The sequence below is a fragment of the Microcoleus sp. S28C3 genome (assembly GCF_036700785.1).
GTDB lineage: Bacteria > Cyanobacteriota > Cyanobacteriia > Cyanobacteriales > Microcoleaceae > Microcoleus > Microcoleus asticus.
The window spans coordinates 23,661-44,807 of sequence record NZ_JAUBPO010000049.1 but is presented as its reverse complement, the minus strand read 5'-3'; the positions used below and the strand labels follow the sequence as shown (position 1 = coordinate 44,807).

19 protein-coding genes are annotated in these 21,147 nt (G+C 46.1%); 15 read left to right on the top strand and 4 right to left on the bottom strand.

Annotated features, from left to right (window positions below; all coding sequences use genetic code 11):
• Positions 1-137: 137 nt before the first annotated feature.
• Positions 138-704 (bottom strand): photosystem I assembly protein Ycf4, encoded by a 567-nt coding sequence (locus tag QUA13_RS16170; RefSeq protein ID WP_333200033.1) that lies wholly within the window; start codon positions 702-704, stop codon positions 138-140.
• Between the two features lie 201 nt (positions 705-905).
• Here QUA13_RS16170 and psbD point away from each other — a divergent pair, with 201 nt between their 5' ends.
• From psbD to folP, 7 genes are all read left to right on the top strand, one after another.
• Positions 906-1,964 carry a photosystem II D2 protein (photosystem q(a) protein) gene (gene psbD / locus QUA13_RS16165; RefSeq protein ID WP_333200031.1) on the top strand — a complete coding sequence of 353 codons (1,059 nt, stop codon included), beginning with the start codon at positions 906-908 and terminating at the stop codon, positions 1,962-1,964.
• 157 nt (positions 1,965-2,121) lie between these two features.
• Positions 2,122-3,501 carry a photosystem II reaction center protein CP43 gene (gene psbC, locus QUA13_RS16160; RefSeq protein ID WP_172192768.1) on the top strand — a complete coding sequence of 460 codons (1,380 nt, stop codon included), beginning with the start codon at positions 2,122-2,124 and terminating at the stop codon, positions 3,499-3,501.
• A 229-nt stretch (positions 3,502-3,730) separates the two neighbouring features.
• Positions 3,731-6,532 (top strand): helicase-related protein, encoded by a 2,802-nt coding sequence (locus QUA13_RS16155; RefSeq protein WP_333200029.1) that lies wholly within the window; start codon positions 3,731-3,733, stop codon positions 6,530-6,532.
• Positions 6,533-6,560: 28 nt separating this feature from the next.
• The gene (locus QUA13_RS16150; protein ID WP_333200027.1) at positions 6,561-6,698 is read left to right on the top strand and encodes a hypothetical protein; all 138 of its coding nucleotides are present in this window, start codon (positions 6,561-6,563) and stop codon (positions 6,696-6,698) included.
• 100 nt (positions 6,699-6,798) lie between these two features.
• Complete coding sequence (locus tag QUA13_RS16145) at positions 6,799-6,984, top strand: PCP reductase family protein (RefSeq protein WP_333200025.1); 186 nt, start codon at positions 6,799-6,801, stop codon at positions 6,982-6,984.
• A 68-nt stretch (positions 6,985-7,052) separates the two neighbouring features.
• The gene (gene tpiA, locus QUA13_RS16140; RefSeq protein ID WP_172192762.1) at positions 7,053-7,781 is read left to right on the top strand and encodes a triose-phosphate isomerase; all 729 of its coding nucleotides are present in this window, start codon (positions 7,053-7,055) and stop codon (positions 7,779-7,781) included.
• Between the two features lie 242 nt (positions 7,782-8,023).
• On the top strand, positions 8,024-8,887 hold the full coding sequence (gene folP / locus QUA13_RS16135) for a dihydropteroate synthase (RefSeq protein ID WP_333200023.1): 864 nt from the start codon (positions 8,024-8,026) through the stop codon (positions 8,885-8,887).
• On the opposite strand, the gene QUA13_RS16130 is transcribed toward folP, so the two are convergent.
• On the bottom strand, positions 8,878-9,717 hold the full coding sequence (locus tag QUA13_RS16130) for an SPFH domain-containing protein (RefSeq protein WP_172192758.1): 840 nt from the start codon (positions 9,715-9,717) through the stop codon (positions 8,878-8,880). The two genes, folP and QUA13_RS16130, sit on opposite strands and share 10 nt — an antisense overlap.
• A gap of 195 nt (positions 9,718-9,912) precedes the next feature.
• Here QUA13_RS16130 and QUA13_RS16125 point away from each other — a divergent pair, with 195 nt between their 5' ends.
• Positions 9,913-10,683, top strand: a complete 771-nt coding sequence (locus QUA13_RS16125) for a tetratricopeptide repeat protein (protein ID WP_333200021.1) — start codon at positions 9,913-9,915, stop codon at positions 10,681-10,683.
• A gap of 96 nt (positions 10,684-10,779) precedes the next feature.
• On the opposite strand, the gene aroB is transcribed toward QUA13_RS16125, so the two are convergent.
• Positions 10,780-11,874 (bottom strand): 3-dehydroquinate synthase, encoded by a 1,095-nt coding sequence (aroB, locus tag QUA13_RS16120; protein ID WP_172192754.1) that lies wholly within the window; start codon positions 11,872-11,874, stop codon positions 10,780-10,782.
• 77 nt (positions 11,875-11,951) lie between these two features.
• Between aroB and petL the strand changes: the two genes are divergently transcribed.
• The 7 genes from petL to QUA13_RS16085 all read left to right on the top strand — a co-directional run bounded on the left by petL (position 11,952) and on the right by QUA13_RS16085 (position 20,251).
• Positions 11,952-12,053, top strand: coding sequence for a cytochrome b6-f complex subunit PetL (gene petL / locus QUA13_RS16115; protein WP_015175161.1), 102 nt, complete (start codon positions 11,952-11,954; stop codon positions 12,051-12,053).
• A gap of 251 nt (positions 12,054-12,304) precedes the next feature.
• Complete coding sequence (locus QUA13_RS16110; protein WP_333200018.1) at positions 12,305-12,478, top strand: hypothetical protein; 174 nt, start codon at positions 12,305-12,307, stop codon at positions 12,476-12,478.
• A gap of 890 nt (positions 12,479-13,368) precedes the next feature.
• Entirely contained in the window at positions 13,369-14,568 is a 1,200-nt protein-coding gene (locus QUA13_RS16105) for an ABC transporter ATP-binding protein (RefSeq protein ID WP_333200016.1), read from the top strand.
• A 220-nt stretch (positions 14,569-14,788) separates the two neighbouring features.
• On the top strand, positions 14,789-16,090 hold the full coding sequence (locus tag QUA13_RS16100; protein ID WP_333200014.1) for an extracellular solute-binding protein: 1,302 nt from the start codon (positions 14,789-14,791) through the stop codon (positions 16,088-16,090).
• Between the two features lie 180 nt (positions 16,091-16,270).
• Complete coding sequence (locus QUA13_RS16095) at positions 16,271-18,436, top strand: iron uptake porin (RefSeq protein ID WP_333200012.1); 2,166 nt, start codon at positions 16,271-16,273, stop codon at positions 18,434-18,436.
• A 65-nt stretch (positions 18,437-18,501) separates the two neighbouring features.
• Positions 18,502-19,416 (top strand): ABC transporter permease, encoded by a 915-nt coding sequence (locus tag QUA13_RS16090; RefSeq protein WP_333200011.1) that lies wholly within the window; start codon positions 18,502-18,504, stop codon positions 19,414-19,416.
• A 7-nt stretch (positions 19,417-19,423) separates the two neighbouring features.
• Entirely contained in the window at positions 19,424-20,251 is an 828-nt protein-coding gene (locus QUA13_RS16085) for an ABC transporter permease (protein WP_190735759.1), read from the top strand.
• 523 nt (positions 20,252-20,774) lie between these two features.
• Here the strand turns inward: QUA13_RS16085 and QUA13_RS16080 are convergent.
• Positions 20,775-20,981, bottom strand: a complete 207-nt coding sequence (locus tag QUA13_RS16080) for a KTSC domain-containing protein (RefSeq protein WP_333200007.1) — start codon at positions 20,979-20,981, stop codon at positions 20,775-20,777.
• Between the last annotated feature and the right edge of the window lie 166 nt (positions 20,982-21,147).

The window sequence follows — 21,147 nt, the reverse complement described above, 5'->3', positions numbered from 1 at the left end:
GTAAGGTGCGCATTGCGCACCCTAAATTTATCGGTTTACCAGGAATAATTTGCACCGCTTCGTGCTCACCCAATATTTATCGATTTGGTGCGCAATGCGCACCCTACGAGACATTACCAATCGAAAATGAAAAATCCCTAAAGTCCTTCTAGGGGAACTTGCAAAAATCGAGCCAATTCGGCAGCTTGATTTTCCACTTCAGACAAAGCAATCGGCTGTCCGACTCTAGTCAGGGGAAACTGACGGCGGTCTTTGAGCTTAAGATAAATACTGCGGCGGGGACTGAGACCTTCTTTAATGTCAACCCGCACAGATTGCACGTCCGATGTCTTGCAAGTAAAATCAAATTTGCGGTTTTTGCCGGGAAATCCCCAGCGAAAGAGCCGAATGTTACCAGTTTTTCGATCGAACTCGTTGTAACCGCCGCCGACATCCCAGAGAACAGTCAGCCACAGGTAAAGCGCCAACAGCACGCCGCAGACACCGTAGAAACCCATCGCGATGCCTTGGGGGATGAAAACAAGCTGAGTCGGGTCAGCAAAAGGCAGCAGGTTCACGTGCCAGTAGCTGGAAAGGCCCGACAGCAGGAAACCAGTCCCTCCAATGGTGACAATCGTCCCCCACCAGTAATTGCTGAAGCGGCGGGAACCCACAACTTGGTAGCGCAGGATCGAATCGATCGAGGTCGTTGTTTTTGCAGTCATAAAACTAAACAGCCTTAAAGCCAAATTTTAATTCAATTAGCCCACCTCAGTCACGTTTCACTGACGAGATCGCGACCGAGCGATGGCATTGTGTATCAACTTCTGCTAATTATGTTGAAAGATTATGAACTTCTAATATATAGTTATGTTAACTTTAATTAGAAACCTTAGTCTTTTAACAAGCAAAAGGATTTTACCGCAATGACAATCGCAGTCGGACGCGCCCAGACCGAAAGAGGCATCTTTGATGTACTCGACGACTGGCTCAAACGCGATCGCTTCGTCTTCGTAGGCTGGTCTGGCATCCTGCTATTCCCCTGCGCCTACCTAGCCATCGGTGGCTGGTTAACAGGCACCACCTTCGTCACCTCCTGGTACACCCACGGTTTGGCAAGCTCCTACCTCGAAGGAGCCAACTTCCTCACCGTAGCAGTTTCCACCCCAGCCAACAGCCTCGGACACTCGCTGCTGTTCCTGTGGGGCCCCGAAGCACAGTGGGACTTCACCCGCTGGTTCCAACTCGGCGGGCTGTGGACCTTCATTGCCCTCCACGGCGCTTTCGCACTTATAGGCTTTTGCCTGCGCCAGATCGAAATCTCCCGTTTGGTAGGCATCCGTCCCTACAACGCCCTAGCATTCACCGGCCCGATAGCCGTGTTTGTTTCCGTGTTCCTGCTTTACCCCTTGGGTCAATCAGGCTGGTTCTTCGCCCCCAGTTTCGGCGTCGCAGCAATTTTCCGCTTCCTGCTATTCCTGCAAGGCTTCCACAACTGGACGCTCAACCCCTTCCACATGATGGGCGTTGCAGGCATCTTGGGCGGCGCGCTGCTGTGCGCCATCCACGGTGCAACCGTAGAAAACACCTTGTTTGAAGACGGCGAAGGCTCAAACACCTTCCGCGCCTTCAACCCAACTCAGTCGGAAGAAACCTACTCGATGGTGACAGCCAACCGTTTTTGGTCGCAAATCTTCGGAATTGCCTTCTCCAACAAGCGCTGGTTGCACTTCTTCATGCTGTTCGTGCCCGTCACAGGCTTGTGGATGAGCTCCATTGGCATCGTCGGTTTAGCATTAAACCTGCGCGCTTATGACTTCGTATCCCAAGAATTGCGCGCTGCTGAAGATCCTGAGTTTGAAACGTTCTACACTAAGAACATTCTGCTTAACGAAGGCATTCGTGCTTGGATGGCTCCTACCGACCAACCCCACGAAAACTTCATCTTCCCTGAAGAAGTTCTGCCTCGCGGTAACGCACTTTAAAAAAATCTGGATTTGGATTTCAGATTAATTTAATTTTTTTAAACTGAAATTGAAATCCAAATCCCTATTCCCCGGGGCAGGCGCGGTGATACCGTGACCTACTAGGGAACAAAAAAACCCAAAATCCAAAATCTAAAATCGTTGGAGGTTCTACCGGGTGGTAACGCTCTCTAATTCCTACGCAAGCGGTCGCGACCAAGAATCCTCCGGGTTCGCTTGGTGGTCTGGCAACGCTCGTTTAATCAATCTATCTGGCAAACTGCTGGGCGCCCACGTCGCTCACTCTGGCTTGATCGTGTTCTGGGCCGGTGCAATGACTTTGTTTGAAGTCGCTCACTTTATCCCAGAAAAGCCCATGTACGAACAGGGCTTAATTTTGATGCCCCACATCGCTACTTTGGGTTGGGGCGTCGGCCCCGGCGGTGAAGTTACGGATATCTTCCCGTTCTTCGTAGTCGGCGTTCTTCACTTGATTTCATCTGCTGTTCTCGGTTTGGGCGGTATTTATCACGCCGTTCGCGGCCCGGAAGTTCTCGAAGAATACTCTTCGTTCTTCGGCTACGACTGGAAAGATAAGAACCAGATGACCAATATCATCGGCTACCACCTGATTCTGTTGGGATGCGGCGCTCTGCTGCTAGTAGCTAAGGCCATGTTCTTCGGCGGTGTCTATGACACTTGGGCTCCGGGCGGCGGCGACGTGCGTATTATCACGAACCCCACTCTGAACCCGGCTGTGATTTTTGGCTACTTGGTTCGCTCTCCTTTTGGTGGCGAAGGCTGGATTGTCAGCGTCAACAACATGGAAGATATCATCGGCGGTCACATCTGGCTGGGCCTGATTTGTATCGCTGGCGGTGTTTGGCACATTTTGACCAAGCCTTTCGGCTGGGCTCGCCGCGCCTTAATCTGGTCTGGCGAAGCTTACCTGTCTTACAGCTTGGGCGCTTTGTCCCTGATGGGATTCATCGCTTGCTGCTTTGTCTGGTTCAACAACACTGCTTACCCCAGCGAATTCTACGGCCCGACGGGCCCGGAAGCTTCTCAAGCGCAAGCTTTGACCTTCCTGATCCGCGACCAACGCTTGGGTGCTAACGTCGGTTCTGCACAAGGCCCCACCGGTCTGGGTAAATACCTGATGCGCTCTCCTACTGGCGAAATCATTTTCGGCGGTGAAACGATGCGTTTCTGGGATTTCCAAGGCCCTTGGTTGGAACCCTTGCGCGGTACTAACGGTTTGGACTTGAACAAAATCAAGAACGACATTCAGCCTTGGCAAGCTCGCCGCGCTGCTGAGTACATGACTCACGCTCCTTTGGGTTCTCTGAACTCTGTGGGCGGCTTGGCAACTGAAGTTAACGCATTTAACTTTACGTCACCTCGTTCTTGGCTCGCCTGTTTCCACTTTGTGATGGGTTTCTTCTTCTTGGTCGGCCACTTGTGGCACGCTGGTCGCGCTCGCGCGGCTGTCGCTGGCTTTGAAAGGGGTATCGATCGCGAAAATGAAGCGGTACTTTCTATGCCAGACTTAGACTAATCGATCGAATTTATTTCTGATTTGATTGTCTAATCGAAAAAGGCTCCTGCTTAACGGCAGGAGCTTTTTTTTGTAGGGGAATCTTTGGAAAAGTTTGGTTGACAAATAGGGAAGATTATGGAAATATTGAATTCCCAAGGGGATAGAAAAATTTGAGCGGGGAGAGGGAAAACCAGCGTCTGTATGGGCTGACGGCTGAGGGAATGAATATTATTAGGGGAGATTAATTGTGCAACACAATAAAAAACGTTCAAGTTGGTTTGAATCAGGTAAATCATTGCAATATATTATTGAGTTGCTACAAGAAGCTCAACAAAAAATTCGGATTGCTACAGGATTTTTTACAATTAAAGGATGGAACTTAATCCGTCGTTACACTACAGGTAAAAAAACCTATCTTTTAGTTGGCTTAGACGATCCTGGTGAACAACGAGCAAGAATGGCTTTAATTCAAGAAATAATGCGAGACTTACGAACAGGATTAGACAGAGATAGAAGAAAATCGGTTCGTGACCTTGTGCAAAAAATACAGTCTAATCAATTTGAAATTGTTGATGCTAGGGTAAAAGACCACCATAACAAGCTTTATATTTATGATGAAAAAGCTGCTATTCAAACCTCCTCAAATTTAACTGGAAAAGGACTCATGGAGCAAGTCGAAGGCGGAAATATTATTACTGAAAAATCTGAAGTAATAGCTTTAATTCAGGAATTCGATTGCCATTTTAACGATGCTCAAGATTTAACCCAAGACCTGCTAGAAATCTTGTTGAAATGGTTAGAATTTGCTACACCTTGGGATATTTATCTAAAAACACTCTTAACTTTAGAGCAAATTAAACCAGTTAAAACTACTTATACTAAAAAGCCTCTCATTTATCAACAAGATATGATTTCTTTAACATTAAGCCAAATTTATGAACATGGTGGCTCAATGCTAGTTGCTTCAACAGGACTAGGTAAAACTGTGATGGGAACTTTAATTGCGGTTCAATTAAAATCAGAAGATTTTATTGATAAAGTAGTTATTATTTGTCCTAATCCTGTTAAGAAGAGTTGGCATAATGAAATGCGAGATGCTAGTATATATGCTGATTATTTTAATCTGGAAATTTTAGATAAAAAAGATTCAAGTGAAGCAATTGATCTCGATAGTTGGGAGGACTTCATTAATAATATTAAAGCAGGAAAAGGACGTTATTTATTAATATTTGATGAAAGTCATAAGCTAAGAAAGCGTTATCCCGATCAATTTGGAAATAAATATTCTAAAATTGAAAAAAGAAGAGAAAGAAAAGCATTCACTAGAATCAATGAAGTTGTTAATGAATTTGGAATCCCGGAAAGAGTTAAAGTTTTATTATTAACAGGTTCACCTTACGCCACAGACATTGATAATATTAATGTTCAACTTCATTTATTACCTCACACTGCCAAACCCGATGTTTTATTTCCGCAGTTTTTTGATAATGCTCGTGCTTGGAAAATTGAAGAATCAAGTCAATTCACACAATTACCTGTTGCTCACCAATTAACAACTCCCCACGTTGCTAAATATTATGGTCAATTAGATAAAAAAGGACGTTATATTAATTTTGGAGAACAAAAAAAATATTTTCCTGATGTTTACCTTTACACTATTTCTTTTCCTGTAGCACTAGAATCTGAGTTAAGTTCAGTAATCACTCAAGGTTATTTCGATACATCTCATCCTATAAATCGTAAAAGTTTTGTTACTCAGATCAAGACAAGCTGGGCAAGTTCTCCTTTAGCATTAAAAGAAAGTTTAGAAAGTGTTGTCGATACCCCTGGAGGAGAAAAAGCATTTATTTTGGAGAAGTCTGAATTTTTGATTTCAAAAGAAGAACGTCAAGAAGTTTTAAATCCAATTATTAGTAAGCTAGATAAATCCGAACCACAACAAGATAAAAAACTCCAAAATTTGCTGAAGATTATAGATTTTCACTGTCCTCAAGAAAAATTAGTGATTTTTTGTGAACGTTATCCTACTGCTTCTTATTTAGAAGAAACAATTAAATTGTTAAAGCCATTTTTAAGAATATTTAGCACGATTGAAAAAAATAAAGATACTAAATATCAACCAAAAACTTTAAATAAAGTAGAAAAAGCAATTGAAAAGTTTGCCCCCATTGCTAATAATACTTCTCCAAATGGTGAAGATACTTATGATGTATTTATCACTACTGATAATTATGGCATTGGCGTTAATATGCAGGATGCCTCAGTTGTAGTTAATTATGACATAGCATGGACTCCTATTGAGCCGATTCAAAGAGCCGGAAGAATTTTAAGACTTTGGGATGATTTTCGGACTGTAAGAATATATACTTTCATTCCAATTCTTACAGAGACCAAAGAATTACAAGATGAATTTGTAGATATAGGTAAACGTTGGGATAAGTTAATGCAACGCCATGAAGAATCTCGTAAATTAACTGATTTGCCTGTTTTAACATCAGATGATAACCAATTAATTAATATGCCAGATTTTGCTTCGGATACTAAAGTTAAAAAGGGAATTTTAACTCTTGAGAATGCCGATGATAAAGACGTTTCTCGTTATTATCAACATACTCGTAAACTACATTTCCATCGCGCTCATGCGGAAAGTCTCGAAAGTGATTTGGTTAGTGCTTTAAATTATTCAGGTGAATATATTCTTATATATATTCTTTTGAAACAGAATGATGACTATAAAATAGTATTATACGATGGACAAAAAGACAACTTGCGCTCTCCTTCACCTGAGCATATTCTAAATTTAATTGAATGTACTCCTGAAACTGAAGTTGCTTTAGTAGAGGCGAATATAGTAGAAGAGTTGGCTGATGTTGCTATTAGAAAATGGTGTCAGCAAAATCAGATTAATGAAGAAGATGTGAGTAGAGAATGCACATTATATTTGAAGCCCAAGGATAGTGAAAATTCTATCAAAAAATTGCTAAGGTATGAAAGCCCTGACGAGTCTGAGGCTACTGATTGGACGCGACCCGGCCATCCGCCCGGTTGAGAGAGTTGCTGCTAAACGAAGGTTTAGAGTGTTACACGATGGAGAGTTCATCAGTTACTTGCAAGCTATCTTGGGCATGGCAAGGTTGGAGGCAATTCGACAAGAGCAGAATCAGCTTTTACAAGAAGCGTCCGCTATTTTAGGCAAGCAATTTAAGGCAGAGTAAGAAAGTGTGGCCCGATCGCAACTCGTGGTAAATTTAATACATCTAGGCTTTCCATCAAAGCCAGATCAATAAAGGCTTGTAGTCGATCGCTCAATACGCCATGTCCGATTCCGAATTTTCCGACGATCTCAAATGGACGCCAGAAGCCAAGGCGAAGCTGAAAAATATTCCCTATTTTGTCCGGGGACAAGCTCGCGTGCGCATCGAGAACTTGGCCCGCGAAGCCGAAACCGAAGTTGTCACAGTTGACTTAGTGGAGCAAGCTCGCATCGAGTTTGGGCAATAAGGGATCGAAAGGTACGCTAAAGCTTTAGACTATTAATTGCGTTGTAAGGACAAGGACTTAAAGAAATAGTGCGCAACATAGTTATAGCTGGCAACTGGAAAATGTACAAAACTAGGGCAGAATCCCTAGAGTTTCTTCAAGGATTCATGTCCTGCCTGACGGAAACCCCAGAGGAACGGGAAGTCGTGCTTTGCGTTCCCTTCACTTCCTTGGCTGTCCTCTCGAAAAATTTGCACGGCAGCCGGATCAGACTCGGTGCTCAGAACGTTCACTGGCAAGAGTCTGGAGCTTTTACTGGGGAAATTTCCGGGCCAATGCTTAGTGAACTTGGTGTGCGCTATGTCATCGTAGGGCACAGCGAGCGGCGCCAATATTTTGGGGAAACTGACGAAACGGTGAATTTGCGGCTGAAAGCTGCTCAGAAATACGATTTAATTCCGATTCTGTGCGTTGGGGAAACCAAGCAACAGCGAGATGCAGGGGAAACTGAATCTCACATTTTTTCTCAGTTGGAAAAAGATTTGGTTGGTGTTGACCAGCAGAAATTGGTAATTGCTTACGAGCCTATTTGGGCGATCGGCACTGGCGATACTTGCGAAACTAAGGAAGCTAACCGAGTTATTGGTTTGATTCGCAGTAAATTGACTAATCCTGGCGTGCCAATTCAGTACGGTGGCTCTGTTAAACCGGAGAATATTGATGAAGTTATGGTCATGCCTGAGATTGACGGCGTTCTGGTAGGCGGTGCGAGTTTGGAAGCTGCGAGTTTTGCTCGAATTGTCAATTACAAGTTGTGAAAATTGAAGTAGGGGCAGGTGATAACGCCAAAAATTTGTCGGCAGTTGCTTAAATTTGTGTTCTTACCCGCCCTGACTCGGATAGTTGGGCGATCGACTTTGTACGAAATCTTCGTCTCTCAAACTCCTGGGAAGGGCGGGTTTTGTACAAAAATTATTCAGGGAGAGGCAGAGACTTTTTGCTAAACCAGCCCCTAAAAGTTATCTGTTATATTTTCAAATAGAGCGATTTAGAAGAACTCATGACCGATCGCAAATTAACCATTAGAAACAAAGCTTTCGAGTGGGGAAAACGCACTTATTTAATGGGCGTTTTGAATGTTACCCCTGACAGTTTTAGCGACGGCGGAGATTTCAATACTATAGAATCTGCTTTATTGCAAGCGGAAAATATGGTAAAATCGGGGGTAGATCTTATTGATATTGGCGGTCAATCTACTCGGCCCGGTGCACCGGAAATATCTTTAGCAGAGGAGATCGATCGCGTTATACCTCTCGTACAGATACTGCGGCAAAAAACCGATATTTTTGGCTCAGTTCCTATTTCGGTCGATACTACCAGAGCGCAGGTTGCGAAAGCTACGGTTGAGGCGGGAGCTGATATAATTAACGATATTTCTGGAGCAACTTTTGACTCAGAAATGCTGTCAACCGTTGCTAAGTTAAAAGTTCCAATAATTTTGATGCACATTCGGGGGAATCCCCAGACGATGCAACAACTGACAGATTATCGGGATTTAATTGGGGAAATTAGGGAATTTTTAGAGAGTAGAATTGCGGCTGCAGTTGCTGCGGGGATTAACAAATCTCAAATAATTATCGACCCCGGTATTGGCTTTGCTAAGAATTACAATCAAAACTTGGCAATTCTGCGCCAGTTGCGCAAATTCCGTGTTTTAAACTGTCCAATTTTAGTCGGAGTATCGCGAAAAAGCTTCATCGGTCACATTTTGAATCAGCCAGAAGCGAAACAAAGAATTTGGGGGACAGCGGCGGCTTGTACAGGTGCGATCGCAAATTCAGCAGATATATTGCGCGTTCACGATGTCAGAGAAATGCGCGATGTCTCTCAGGTAGCCGACGCCATCTTCCGATATCAGTCTTGAGTAGTTTGAGTATCGATAACTTTCATTTCCCCGCCGCCATCTCCCGGAGGGACATCAGGGATAGACTCCATCAAATTGTTGAGGGCCTCTGACATATTTCTCGGGTCCATAAACAGAATTTTGGCATTGTCGCTTTCACCCAATTTTTGTTGAGCATCTAAGTATTTTTCGGTTACTAAGTAATTCAAAACTTGCTTACTATTCGGATGGGAATCTAAAGCTTCAACTAAGAGCCTCATGTACTCCTTAGTGCCGATCGCCTTATTGACCATAGCTTGCCACTCGCTCTTAGTAGCGCGCTCCAATTCCATAGCTTCTTGCACCCTTTTCGGAGGTGTGATGCTTTGAATTTCCACCCGAATTACTTTGACACCCCAAGTTTCGGTAGCTTCGTCCAACTTCTTGAGTAACTTTTTATTCATGTCATCTCGGGAACCCAAGATGTCTTGCATTGGCAATCGACCAATTTCAGCGCGAAACGTCGTTAAAACTAAGTTGGCGATCGCATTTTCAATTTGATCGATTCCATAATAAGCTTTCTGTAAATTCACAACCCGCCAATACACAACGGCATCGACTTCTAGAGCCACATTATCTCCCGTGATTGCTGACTGAGGTTTAATGTCTAAAACTCTTTCACGGCTTGTGTCCACGCAGACGACTTTTTCGACCAGGGGACTGATAAAGTGGAATCCTGGCTTGAGGGTGCGCTTGTATTGACCCAAACGTTCCACTAAAGCTTCGTCGCCACCGCTGACTATTTTGACGCTGGAGTTAACAGCGTAGCCGACGATGAGCGCAAAGAGCATGGTAAGAATAGACTGCCCCATTTCTATTTTCCTGCTAAGGTTGACTGAGAATAGATCGGAATTCTACTCTAATTTAACTCAAACTCGGCTACACAGTGCTAAAATATCTCGACTGTTAATAACTAAAACTATTTCATCTGGTGGGCCCGCCCTCTGCTCCGATTCTTACGGCGCTAGTGAAACCCAGGATATCAACAACACGTTTCCACAAAAGACATGAAAAACGATCGAGAGTTTCGCTTGTTCAAACCTTTGAGGTGGATTGCCCCAAGCCTTTTGGTGGGTGCAGGAATCTGCAATGCCGCAGCGGCCCAACCGGCACAAGCTGAGACAATCGCCCTGCAACTATCGCAAAACTTGCAGTCGCAGAACTTGCAACCACCGCGCCGAGGCCCTGCTGTTCGGGAAGTTCTATCCTACGAGATGAAGGGAGACGAACTCAGGATTTGCAAGCAGCAAGGCAACTCCGAGAAAAAGTGCGAAGTTGTAGGTAAAGGCTACACAGTGGGTTTGAGAACTGCCAACGACCTTTACGGTCAAGGAAATGCTGTCAATGCCGAAGCTTTGTACCGGCAACTAATCGCTCGCTATCCTAAACAAGCGGATGCTTATTACAAGTTGGGAAGTATGCTGTCGGGGCAAGGTAAAATGAGCGATGCGATCGTTCTATTCCAAAAAGCAATTGAAGTCAACCCGGAACACGCCAAAGCTCACAACGATTTAGGCGTGGCGATGGCAAGTCAGGGGCAGTTGCCCGAGGCAATTGTTCAGTGGAGACAAGCAGTTAAAATTAACGATCAATATCCCGATGCTTTAAACAATTTAGGAGTCGGTTTGTACCAGCAAGGAGACAAGGAAAACCAAGCGGAGGCAGTAGCCAGCCTCAAAAAAGCTAAGGAGTTATTTATCAAGCAAGGTAGAACTCAAGCTGCTAACAGAGTAGATAAAATTTTGGAGGAAATGAATTCGGCGTCGAGCGGCTCCTAAACTCAACCGCCGATCGGACATTGAAACAAAAAACACCATAGGCGATCGGCGTTAATCAGCGTTCAGCGGCGGTTAAACACCCCCAAAAACGAGAATTTAAAGCATTTCCTTCAAAACTTGTATAATCAAATCCCCATCCACCCGATCGCTCACAGCAGCCTCACCCAAGCGCACCGGCAGCACAAACCGCACCTTGCCATCCTGCACCTTTTTATCGAGTTGCAAAGTATGCAAAATTTCCTCAACATCGACACCCGCCGGCAATTTGGCAGGTAAACCCGCTTTTTCAATCAAAGCAGACTGGCGGCGATCGCACTCAGCATCCCACATTCCCAACTCCACAGCCAATCGGCTTGACGCAGCCATGCCGATTGCCACTCCTTCCCCGTGATTGATCACCTTGTAATTGGTCAAACTTTCCACAGCATGACCGATGGTATGTCCGTAATTCAAAATCGCCCGCAAACCCGATTCCTTCTCGTCTTTGCTGACCACCTCAGCCTTAGCTTGGCAAGACCTACTCAAAATTTCTGCCAACAAATCCGCCTTCACATAGCGCATTTGATCCAAACGCTTGCACTTCTCCAACTTCCCGAAAAGTTCGGCATCCCAAATCACCCCGTACTTGATGACTTCCGCCATCGCCGAACGAAACTCCCTCGCCGGCAGAGTTTTGAGTACATCCGGGTCAATCAAAACCAAGCGCGGCTGGTGAAAAGCCCCGATTAAATTCTTCCCCAAAGGATGATTTACCCCCGTTTTGCCGCCAATAGAAGCATCAACCATCGCCAGCAGCGAAGTCGGAACTTGCACGACATTAATTCCCCGCAGCCAAGTCGCCGCAGCAAAACCCGTCATATCGCCCACCACCCCGCCGCCCAAAGCCACCATTGTCGAGGAACGTTCTAAACGGTTTTCCAAAGCCGCACCGTAAATCTTCTGTACCGAATTTAAAGTTTTGTACTGTTCTCCCGGTGGTAAAATGCAGCTACCGACTTCCAGACCTGCTGATTCGAGGGCTGCTGTTGCTCTTTCGCCGTACTGCCGAAAAATCGACTGATTCGACACCAGCAGCACTTTTTTGCCCAAACTTAGATCGCCCATCAGACTGCCGAGTTCGTCTAAACCGCCCGATCGCACGCAAACATTGTAAGATTGTGGCCCCAAGTCAACTTTAATTATCGATTGCATATTTATCTAATTTAGATATTAGATTTTAGATTATAGTTCTTATAGGTCTTTTTATTGATTGTTTTGGAGAAATTGCAATGACTCTTAGCGGAGCAATAACTTATTTTGGGATTTTTGGCGGCGCGATCGGCTTGGCGACAGTGCTGATGTTTGGTCTGCGGGCTGTCAAACTCATCTAATTTGCTAATTTAGATGTCTGAACCAGAGTATTTAATCTCTGGCAAAAGTATCATTTCGACAAAGTATTTGCGCCAAAAATCTCTGATTAAATCTGTGGATTGACGGCGCAAATATTTTTTGTTTCATAGAAGTTGATGCTAGAATTTTCTAATTTAATTTTAGAAAAAAAGTAATTTGGTTGATGCTTCAATCTAAAATCTAAAATCGCTCGATTTTCCAATTATATAGAAGACGAGGATGAAGATTAATTATGCGAAAATATATCTTTTTTAAGGCTCAATTGATGTCAGCAAAAGGCTGGGAAAATAGAATGTTGGCTCATACAGGGGCAACAACTGATATTCTCTGCGAGTATTATGATTCCTCTGACGAACCCCTACCTCAACCAGGGAATCGTCCCGACGAGTTTTACCGGATTGAATAGTTCGACGATCCGCAATTCCCCGATAGGGATACTCACTACCGAGTCGGAGATTGGGAAGTTGTCAGGGTTGAACAATACCCAACTGCGGCACTAGGAAGCAACTACGATTTGATTGCTGTCTGTTATTGTCAGTACGCACCTAAACCTAGTCCTAGAAATGCCAGTTCCGAGTGCTCGCATTTCGATCGACTCGTTTGGAGGAGATGAGGCAGCTTATCAGCAATATCTTGAGAATAACGCTAAATCTGAGGTTTATTCGCCTTGAGGACGAAGGAGCGATCGCCGATTATTCTTTACTAAAATTTATAACTCTCTGAAGTCATATCATTTCAGGTTGTATCGGAATAATATATTTAGATGATATCAGTACGAGCGTCCACAGCAAACTAACCAAATCGCTATTGGGGACGTTCCCACTACATAATTTCAAGACCACCGGATTTGATATCAGTTATACAAATCCATTGAGCCTGATGCGATCGCCCTCATTGTCTCCACGCTCTCGATCGAAATCGCCCAATAGTATCTATAAACACTTTTTTGATATTTCAAGTCGTGTACTGTATACAACCATCGTCCGCAATCTAGCATTTCACCAAACCAAATCTCACAAGTCAGAGTTATTTCAGACTACTTGGTCAAGCTCCCTTGGCAAAGCAGTAGTTTACAGATTGTATCTTTCATGCCCGTTTTTGAAACTTCTTTGGGTCTATATAGTTGACTATTCAGCTTAACGAGAAATCACCCAAGCTCGTATTGACCAACCAGCAGAGGTTAGTTGGTAAACCCTCGTGAGGCACAGTTCCAACTAGGTTAAAGCATTCAGATATCTTCTTCACTCTCATTCATCAAGTTTCATAACACCCATTTCTTTTCATGCAGGAGCAACCATGCAAATTGACACCGGAAGAAAAACCGTTGGAGTAAATAGAATTATCCCATCTTCTGCCACCGATATTCAACAAGCTTTGGCGCAAGCCGCCGCTGGGGTATCTCTACGCTCTGTCACTAAAAAATACGGTTCTGTGACAGCCGTTGAAAACATCACCCTCGATATTCCCGCAGGCAAATACTGCTGTCTTCTCGGCCCCAGCGGTTGCGGTAAAACGACCGTTCTGAGAATGATTGCCGGACACGAAGACATCAGCAGCGGAGATGTTCTGATCGGCGACAAGCGCGTCAACGATTTGCCAGCAGCCAAACGCAACACCTCCATGATGTTCCAAAGCTACGCCCTGTTTCCTCACAAAACCATTTGGGAAAACATTGAATTTGGTCTGAAAATGCAGAACGTGCCGGATGCAGAACGTCGTGTCCGGGTAGGAGAGATCCTGGAAATGATTGGTCTGACCCACACGGCCGATCGCAAACCGACCCAACTCAGCGGCGGACAGCAACAGCGGATTGCCCTGGCACGAGCGCTCGTCACCCGCCCCCAAGTGCTAATGCTGGATGAACCCCTCAGCGCACTTGATGAAAACCTGCGGGTGAGGATGCGAACCGAACTCCGCAAAATTCAAAAGCAATTCGGCTTGACCTTTATTCAGGTGACACACCACGTTGAAGAAGCCTTTTCCCTGTCTGACATGGTGGTCGTGATGACCCACGGGCGGCTGGATCAAATTGCCACTCCAGACGAATTGTACGATCGTCCCGGCTCTCAGTTTGTTGCCAAGTTCATGGGCGACAACAATATCTTCAGCGGCAAAGTGAAAAATGCGATCGGTGACGGTGAGTTGGATGTAGTGCAGTTAGAAGTAGAGGGTTTCGGTGTCCTTTACTGCCGAGGATACTCCAGCCCTGTTGGTACAGAAGCCGCTTGTTCGGTTCGTCCTGACTTGCTCCACGTGGAAGCTTACAACCCGGATGTTCCAGTCACATCAACCCTGTCAGGAAACCAGATTGTCGCCCGAATCACCGCCGTAGAAATGACCGGATATGTGACGCGAGTTTCGTTAATGGCGGAAGCAACCGGACAAGAACTGCTCTATAAAGTTCGCACGAATGACTGGAACCGTAATTCCCTGAGCGAAGGGCAGTTAGTTGTCCTCAGTTGGTCAAAAGATGATTGCGTTTTTCTGCCCTATTAGAACCGCATTCAATAGATGTCTTCTCACACCCGATGAATAATCCTGTAGGACTTACGCACGAGTGTTTAGAAACCGGGTTTGATGGACGAAAAGACGCATTGCAGACCGCAGATTCGGTGAAAAACCCGGTTTCTTGACCCGTCCGTCCAGGACTTTCCTGTTTGCTGCTTCGCAGACTTTTTTTAGTTAGATTTATCGTGTTTTGTGAGGATCAATAGCTATGTCAAAGATCGGTCGCCGTCAAGTTATTAGAACCGGACTAGCTGCAGGAGCAATGGTTGCCGCAGCAAGTTGCAGTCCCAAGAAAGAAGCCACGACCGGGACTGCACCAGGGGTGATTACCAATTCAATTAAAGATGTCACCCTGCGGTTGATTGGTACTGGAGCCGCTCAAAGTAAAGAAATTAAAGCTCAAGCCGAAAAGGATTTAGGCTTCAAAATCCAACTGCGGGCGCTCGGCACAGAAGAAAACAATCAAATTGCGATTACTCAGCCCAAGCAATACGACATTTTTGATGGGGAATATTTCAGTTTGCCATTGGTGTTTCCATCCGGGAATCTGCAAGCACTTGAGGTGAAGAAAATCAAAAATTGGGACAAAATTGTTTCCTATTTCACCACTGGTAAGTTTGCCGAAGGTGCGAAGGTGAACAATTCCCAGGGTACAGCTCCCTTCAAAGTAATGTATGTCAAAAGTAAGGACTCGAAAGAGTTTTCACCCACGCCTACGGATTGGGCAACGTTGATTCCGTTTCAATACAATGCTGATAGTTTGGGCTACCGACCTGACCTGACTGGCAAGAAAATTGAATCCTGGGCAGAACTGCTCGATCCGAAATACAAAGGCAAAACAGCACTGCTGGATATTCCGTCGATCGGGATTATGGATGCGGCAATGGTATTAGAAGCAGCAGGCATCATGAAGTTCGGCGACAAGGGCAACATGACCAAAGAAGAACTCGATCAAGTCACAGCCAAGCTGATCGAACTCAAGAAGGATGGGCAGTTCCGGGCTTTTTGGAAAAACTTTGATGAGTCCGTCAACCTGATGTCATCTGGGGAAGTGGCGCTGCAATCGATGTGGTCGCCTGCGGTGACTGCTGTGAAAGCACGGGGAATTAACTGTGTCTATGCCCCACTCAAGGAAGGGTATCGCGGCTGGGGCGGTGGCATTGGACTCTCTAAAAACCTACAGGGTATTGCTCTGGATGCCGCCTACGAGTATCTCAACTGGATGTTGGATGGTTGGATGGGAGCCTTTTTAGCTCGCCAGGGGTATTACAGTGCCGCACCAGAAACCGCCCGCAAGTTTATGAAGCCGGAGGAGTGGGATTTCTGGTACGAAGGCAAGCCCGCGACAGCAGACATCATCGATCCCTTTGGGAAAAAGATTGAATCGAAGGGCGCAGTGCGAGATGGTGGTTCCTTTCAGGAACGCTTTGCCAATATCGTTTGCTGGAACTCAGTGATGCAAGAGCAAACCTACTTGGTTCAGAAGTGGAACGAGTTTGTCGCATCTTAAACCGCTCGATCGGGATTGTGTGTCAGGTTTCGGGTGCTGGGCTTTGAGGCGATCGCACGGCCGACGATCGGTAGCAGAGTCTTTCACAACGCTCACCTAGAACCTAAAACCCGAGCCTTCGCAGTTAGCTTTGCGCGACTATTCCGTTGAAATGTGTTTCATAGTGGTGAGGAGTTGAAGATGTTGGTGTTATTCAAAAGCGTCCTGGGACGCGGTTCGATTGTCTTTGGATTGCTGCTGCTGTTTGCTCAAGCGGCGAGGGCGACTGAATCGCTGCCAGAATCGCGCTCGCTCCATAACGTGGAGTCGATCGCCCCCGACCATCTCCCCCAGTCTGCTGAGTCGCCGATTGTCCCAGAACAAAGCCTGCTGCCTCAAAACAGCGAGGCCCCAACTGCTGAGGTTTCTGCACCCGCGCCATCAGCGGAGAACGGTACGGCTGCTTCCCCACAAGCGGCGAGGGCGACTGAATCGCTGCCAGAATCGCCATCGCTCCATAACGTGGAGTCGATCGCCCCCGACCATCTCCCCCAGTCTGCTGAGTCGCCGATCGTCCCAGAACAAAGCCTGCTGCTTCAAAACAGCGAGGCCCAAACTGCTGAGGTTTCTGCACCCGCGCCATCAGCGGATAACGGTACGGCTGCTTCCCCAAATGTGGCGAGGGCGACTGAATCGCTGCCTGAAGCGTCATTATTGCGCGATCGTCCCCTTTCGGTAGCAGACAACAACCCCCACTCTGCCGAGTCGCCGATCGTCCCCCAGCAGGGGCTGCTGGCTCAAAACAGCGAAGCCCAAACCGCTGAGGTTCCTTCACCCGCGCCATCAGCGGGTAACGGTACGGCTGATTCCCAGCAACAGATTCAGGACTATGCGCTGGAAAACAGCCTTAAAGGTCAAGTAACATCGGTTTCCCAGCTTTCAGATGTCAAGCCGACAGATTGGGCTTTTCAGGCATTGCAATCCCTGGTCGAGCGCTATGGTTGCATCGCTGGTTATCCCGATGGAACCTATCGAGGCAACCGCGCCCTGACGCGCTTCGAGTTCGCCGCTGGCTTAAACGCCTGTCTAGACCGGGTGAATGAACTGATTACCACTGGCACCGCCAACTTGGCGAACAAAGAAGACCTAGCAATTCTGCAAAAGCTGCAAGAAGAATTTGCCGCTGAACTAGCAACCCTGCGGGGGCGAGTCGATACGTTGGAAGCCCGCACTGCAAATCTAGAAAGCAATCAGTTCTCGACTACAACCAAACTGAATGGGTATGTTTTGTTCAACTTGGTAAATGCCTTTGGCGCGGACAAAAAGGCTGATGGTTCGGGGCGAGATGTGGACGATGGCACAACTTTCTCCGATCGGGTGCGTCTGATTCTGACCAGCAGCTTCACGGGCAAAGATAAGCTGATTATCCGACTGCAAGCCGGCAATACGCCGAGTTTTGCCGATGCGACTGGCACAAGAATGGCGAATCTGGCGTTTCAGGATGGCGGCGGTAATTCGCTGAGAGTTAACCAGCTCGAGTATCGCTTTCCGTTGGGCGATCGGGGCACCTTTTTCTTAGAAGCCATAGGCTTTCTGGATTTATTCGTCCCGACATTGCACCCGTTAGACGGCGATTACGATACGGTGCTGACTGGATTTGCCCTGCGCAGTCCCATTTACTTTCCCAGCGGGCTTTCTGGGGCGGGCTTTAACTACAACCTCACCGACAAAATCAACATTGGCGGCGGTTATTTGGCAGGAACCCCGACAGCCAACAATCCCAGTCAGGGACAAGGATTGTTCAACGGCCCCTACGGTGCGTTGGCTCAGGTCACATTTCGACCCACGTCTCAGGCAGCCATTGCCTTCACTTACCTGAACGCCTACGACGATGGCAACATCAATGCACCCGCAGGAGGGTACTTTGGCAGCAAAAATGCCACTCAACCCTTTGGAACAGATAACGCCCTGACGCATGGCTACGGAATAGAAGCACAGTATGCCTTCAGTCCTAAATTTATCCTGAGTGGCTGGTACTATCTGGCCAACACGACTTCTAAGTCGGGGGTGACGAAAGGTGCCGATGCCACCGTTCAATCCTGGGCGATCGCGCTGGCTTTTCCCGATGTATTTAAAGAAGGCAACTTAGGCGGCATTACGTTGGGTATGCCTTCTAAAGTCACCAGCAACGATGTTGGTTTGTTTGAGGATAGAAGCACCTCTTTCATGGTGGATGCATTCTATAGGTATCAAATCAATGACTATATTGCGGTTACACCCGGTCTGGTAATGATTACAAATCCCGACCACAATAGTCGAAACGATACGGTGTTCATCGGTGTAATTAGAACCAGCTTCAGTTTCTAGCACTTTCAATTTCTAGCTCTCTCAGAAGCTTTCTCACCAACCCTATACCTAACCTGGAGTTAGCCATGAAAGCAACTCAAAATCTCCCAACATCTTCACCGCCAGTCCGTCCCAGTCGAGCCAAGCCGTTCAACTGGAAAGCACTTCAACCCTACCTGTTGGTATCACCGCAAACGCTGGTGCTGCTGCTATTTTTGGTATTGCCGATCGCGGCAATTATCACCGTCAGCTTCTGGAACTTCAACGGATATTCGATGGTTCCCGGCTTTACGCTGGCGAATTACATCACGGTCTTTACCTCCAAAGTCACAGTCGCAACTTATCTCAATACGTTTAAGTTTGCGGCAATTGTGTGGTTGATTTGTTTGCTGATTAGTTATCCGGTTGCCTACTTTCTATCGTTTCACATACAGAATTCAAAATGGCAAACGATTCTGTTTTTGATTTGCACTGTTCCATTCCTGACATCGAATATTATTCGGATGATTTCCTGGATTCCATTTTTAGGACGGGAAGGGCTGCTCAACCAGGCATTGATGGGATTGCACCTCACCGATAAGCCTATTGAAATGTTTCTGTTCTCCGACTTTTCGGTGATATTAGCGATGGTGCATCTCTATGCCCTGTTTATGGTGGCACCGATTTTCAACAGCATGATGCGAATCGATCGAGCGCTGGTTTCTGCGGCTGAAGATGCAGGCGCTTCGCCCTTTCAAATTCAGCAAGAAATTATTTTGCCGCTGTCGGCATCGGGAATTGCGATCGGCACTATTTTTATCGTCACGTTGGTGATGGGAGAGTTCGCCACGGTACGCCTGATGGGCGGCGGACAGGTTGCCTCGGTAGGAAACTTGATTAAAAACCAGATCGGCAGTTTGCAATATCCCCTCGCGGCCGCGAATGCAGTGATTCTGCTGATTGTTACCTTAATTTTGGTGTCTGCTATTTTGCGCGTTGTCGATATTCGTAAAGAACTGTAGAGGAATTATGGAAGGGAAAAAACGCCCGCTATCCTATTACTTTCTGGCTGCCTTCTTTGGACTGTTTGTTTTGTTTCTGTACGGCCCGATGTCAGCCGTTTTTATCCTGTCACTGCAAGGCCCTGAAGGCAATTTAACCTTTCCCATGAAAGGGTTTAGCTTGATGTGGATGCAATCGGTATTTGAAGAACAACGGGTAGGCAACTTTACCGATGCCTTCTGGCGATCGCTCTGGTTGGGATTGATTGTGATGGTGTTGACCGTCATCACCAGCGTCATGTCAGGGATGGCGTTTCGCAGCCGCTTTAAAGGAGCGAATTGGATTTTTTACCTCACCATTTCTAGCCTGATTGTTCCCAGTATTTTGATTTCGTTAGGGATTGCGGTTGTGTTCAACTTAGCCGGTTTAGGAAATGCCTGGTATACCTCAGCGTTAGGAGCGCATCTTACCTGGACTATACCGTTTGCGTTCTTAATTATGCTGGGGATTTTCGGGCGGTTTAATCCAGCTTATGAAGAAGCTTCCCGCGACTTGGGTGCAAACGATACCACCACATTTTGGCAAATTGTTTTTCCTCTGATTGCCTCTAGTGTGATTGGGGTGGCGTTCCTGAGTTTTACCTTGTCCTACGATGAATTCACGCGCACTTCTCTGGCGTCGGGAGACACTAATACCCTGCCCCTAGAAATCTTTGGAATGACTACCAACGTCACTTCTCCTGCCCTATACGCTTTGGGTACTCTGACAACTATTTTCTCCTTTGCATTGATTGGATTTGCTTTATTTGCGATCGCTTATCTGTCAAATCGTCAGAGCAAGCCTAAGCGCGAGTAGACATCCCATCCAATAATTCTCATACCCTTGGGACGATCGCAAATCCGCGATCGTTTTACTTTGTTTCTAAAATTAAAAAATCTCCGGTTCGACAGCGATCGCCGGATACTCAATCTTCGCTAGCAGATTATGTGAGAAACTTAGGTCGTGAACCTGCGATCGCCGGATTTGAAGCAAAACCTGTAGCGGTATTGGTGGCGATCGCAGATATTGAGAGTGTTTTTTGAAGCCACAATCAAAAATTTCATAAAATCATTGAAACTTCGCGACAGGAATAAAAATCTGGCAGTACGAGTTCGAGTGCAGAAGTGCGAAAAAAACTGGGTTTGAGATACAGCAGATTCCACATTTATGAAGTACACCCGCGTATCGTGAGCTTCCCCTCCCAGGACACGGCACTGCCGTGTCCCTACATTTCACAAACCTGGAATACGCTGTTGTAAGTCAGGAAAGTGCGACCGCCAAAATTACGATTAAAAGCTCAAAAATCCTAGATTAATGCCGGATTTATCGCCGCCGTTTCTTAACTTGTTCGTAGGTAGCAATGAATGATTTCAGAACGTATATAACTATTTTTTGAGTCAGATTCCATCAATTCCAAGCAGACAGTCTTGGGAACTTCAAAGTATCGATATGTCTGGTCGCTATTCAAAAGAATTTCCAAGGTGGAAGTTGTTTCGTCATAACCCACAGCTTGGATCGTCCTAAATTCGACTGGTTCTAGTTTCATGGTAATTTTGCAATCCATTTCTATAAATATTTATAGCCGATCGCCAGAGAAGTTAAGTCAGCCCGCCTAAATACCCAGATCCCCGACTTCTTTAAAAAGTCGGGGATCTAATAGCGATCGCGTCTTAATTTCCCTTAAAATAACTTCTACTCCCCTCAATCTAAAA

Excerpts from the sequence above, each read along its gene's own strand:
- QUA13_RS16170 (WP_333200033.1), bottom strand. The coding sequence starts at position 704 with ATGACTGCAAAAACAACGACCTCGATCGATTCGATCCTGCGCTACCAA.
- psbD (WP_333200031.1), top strand. The coding sequence starts at position 906 with ATGACAATCGCAGTCGGACGCGCCCAGACCGAAAGAGGCATCTTTGAT.
- QUA13_RS16145 (WP_333200025.1), top strand. The coding sequence starts at position 6,799 with ATGTCCGATTCCGAATTTTCCGACGATCTCAAATGGACGCCAGAAGCC.
- folP (WP_333200023.1), top strand. The coding sequence starts at position 8,024 with ATGACCGATCGCAAATTAACCATTAGAAACAAAGCTTTCGAGTGGGGA.
- QUA13_RS16130 (WP_172192758.1), bottom strand. The coding sequence starts at position 9,717 with ATGGGGCAGTCTATTCTTACCATGCTCTTTGCGCTCATCGTCGGCTAC.
- QUA13_RS16125 (WP_333200021.1), top strand. The coding sequence starts at position 9,913 with ATGAAAAACGATCGAGAGTTTCGCTTGTTCAAACCTTTGAGGTGGATT.
- aroB (WP_172192754.1), bottom strand. The coding sequence starts at position 11,874 with ATGCAATCGATAATTAAAGTTGACTTGGGGCCACAATCTTACAATGTT.
- petL (WP_015175161.1), top strand. The coding sequence starts at position 11,952 with ATGACTCTTAGCGGAGCAATAACTTATTTTGGGATTTTTGGCGGCGCG.
- QUA13_RS16110 (WP_333200018.1), top strand. The coding sequence starts at position 12,305 with ATGCGAAAATATATCTTTTTTAAGGCTCAATTGATGTCAGCAAAAGGC.
- QUA13_RS16105 (WP_333200016.1), top strand. The coding sequence starts at position 13,369 with ATGCAAATTGACACCGGAAGAAAAACCGTTGGAGTAAATAGAATTATC.
- QUA13_RS16100 (WP_333200014.1), top strand. The coding sequence starts at position 14,789 with ATGTCAAAGATCGGTCGCCGTCAAGTTATTAGAACCGGACTAGCTGCA.
- QUA13_RS16095 (WP_333200012.1), top strand. The coding sequence starts at position 16,271 with ATGTTGGTGTTATTCAAAAGCGTCCTGGGACGCGGTTCGATTGTCTTT.
- QUA13_RS16090 (WP_333200011.1), top strand. The coding sequence starts at position 18,502 with ATGAAAGCAACTCAAAATCTCCCAACATCTTCACCGCCAGTCCGTCCC.
- QUA13_RS16085 (WP_190735759.1), top strand. The coding sequence starts at position 19,424 with ATGGAAGGGAAAAAACGCCCGCTATCCTATTACTTTCTGGCTGCCTTC.
- QUA13_RS16080 (WP_333200007.1), bottom strand. The coding sequence starts at position 20,981 with ATGAAACTAGAACCAGTCGAATTTAGGACGATCCAAGCTGTGGGTTAT.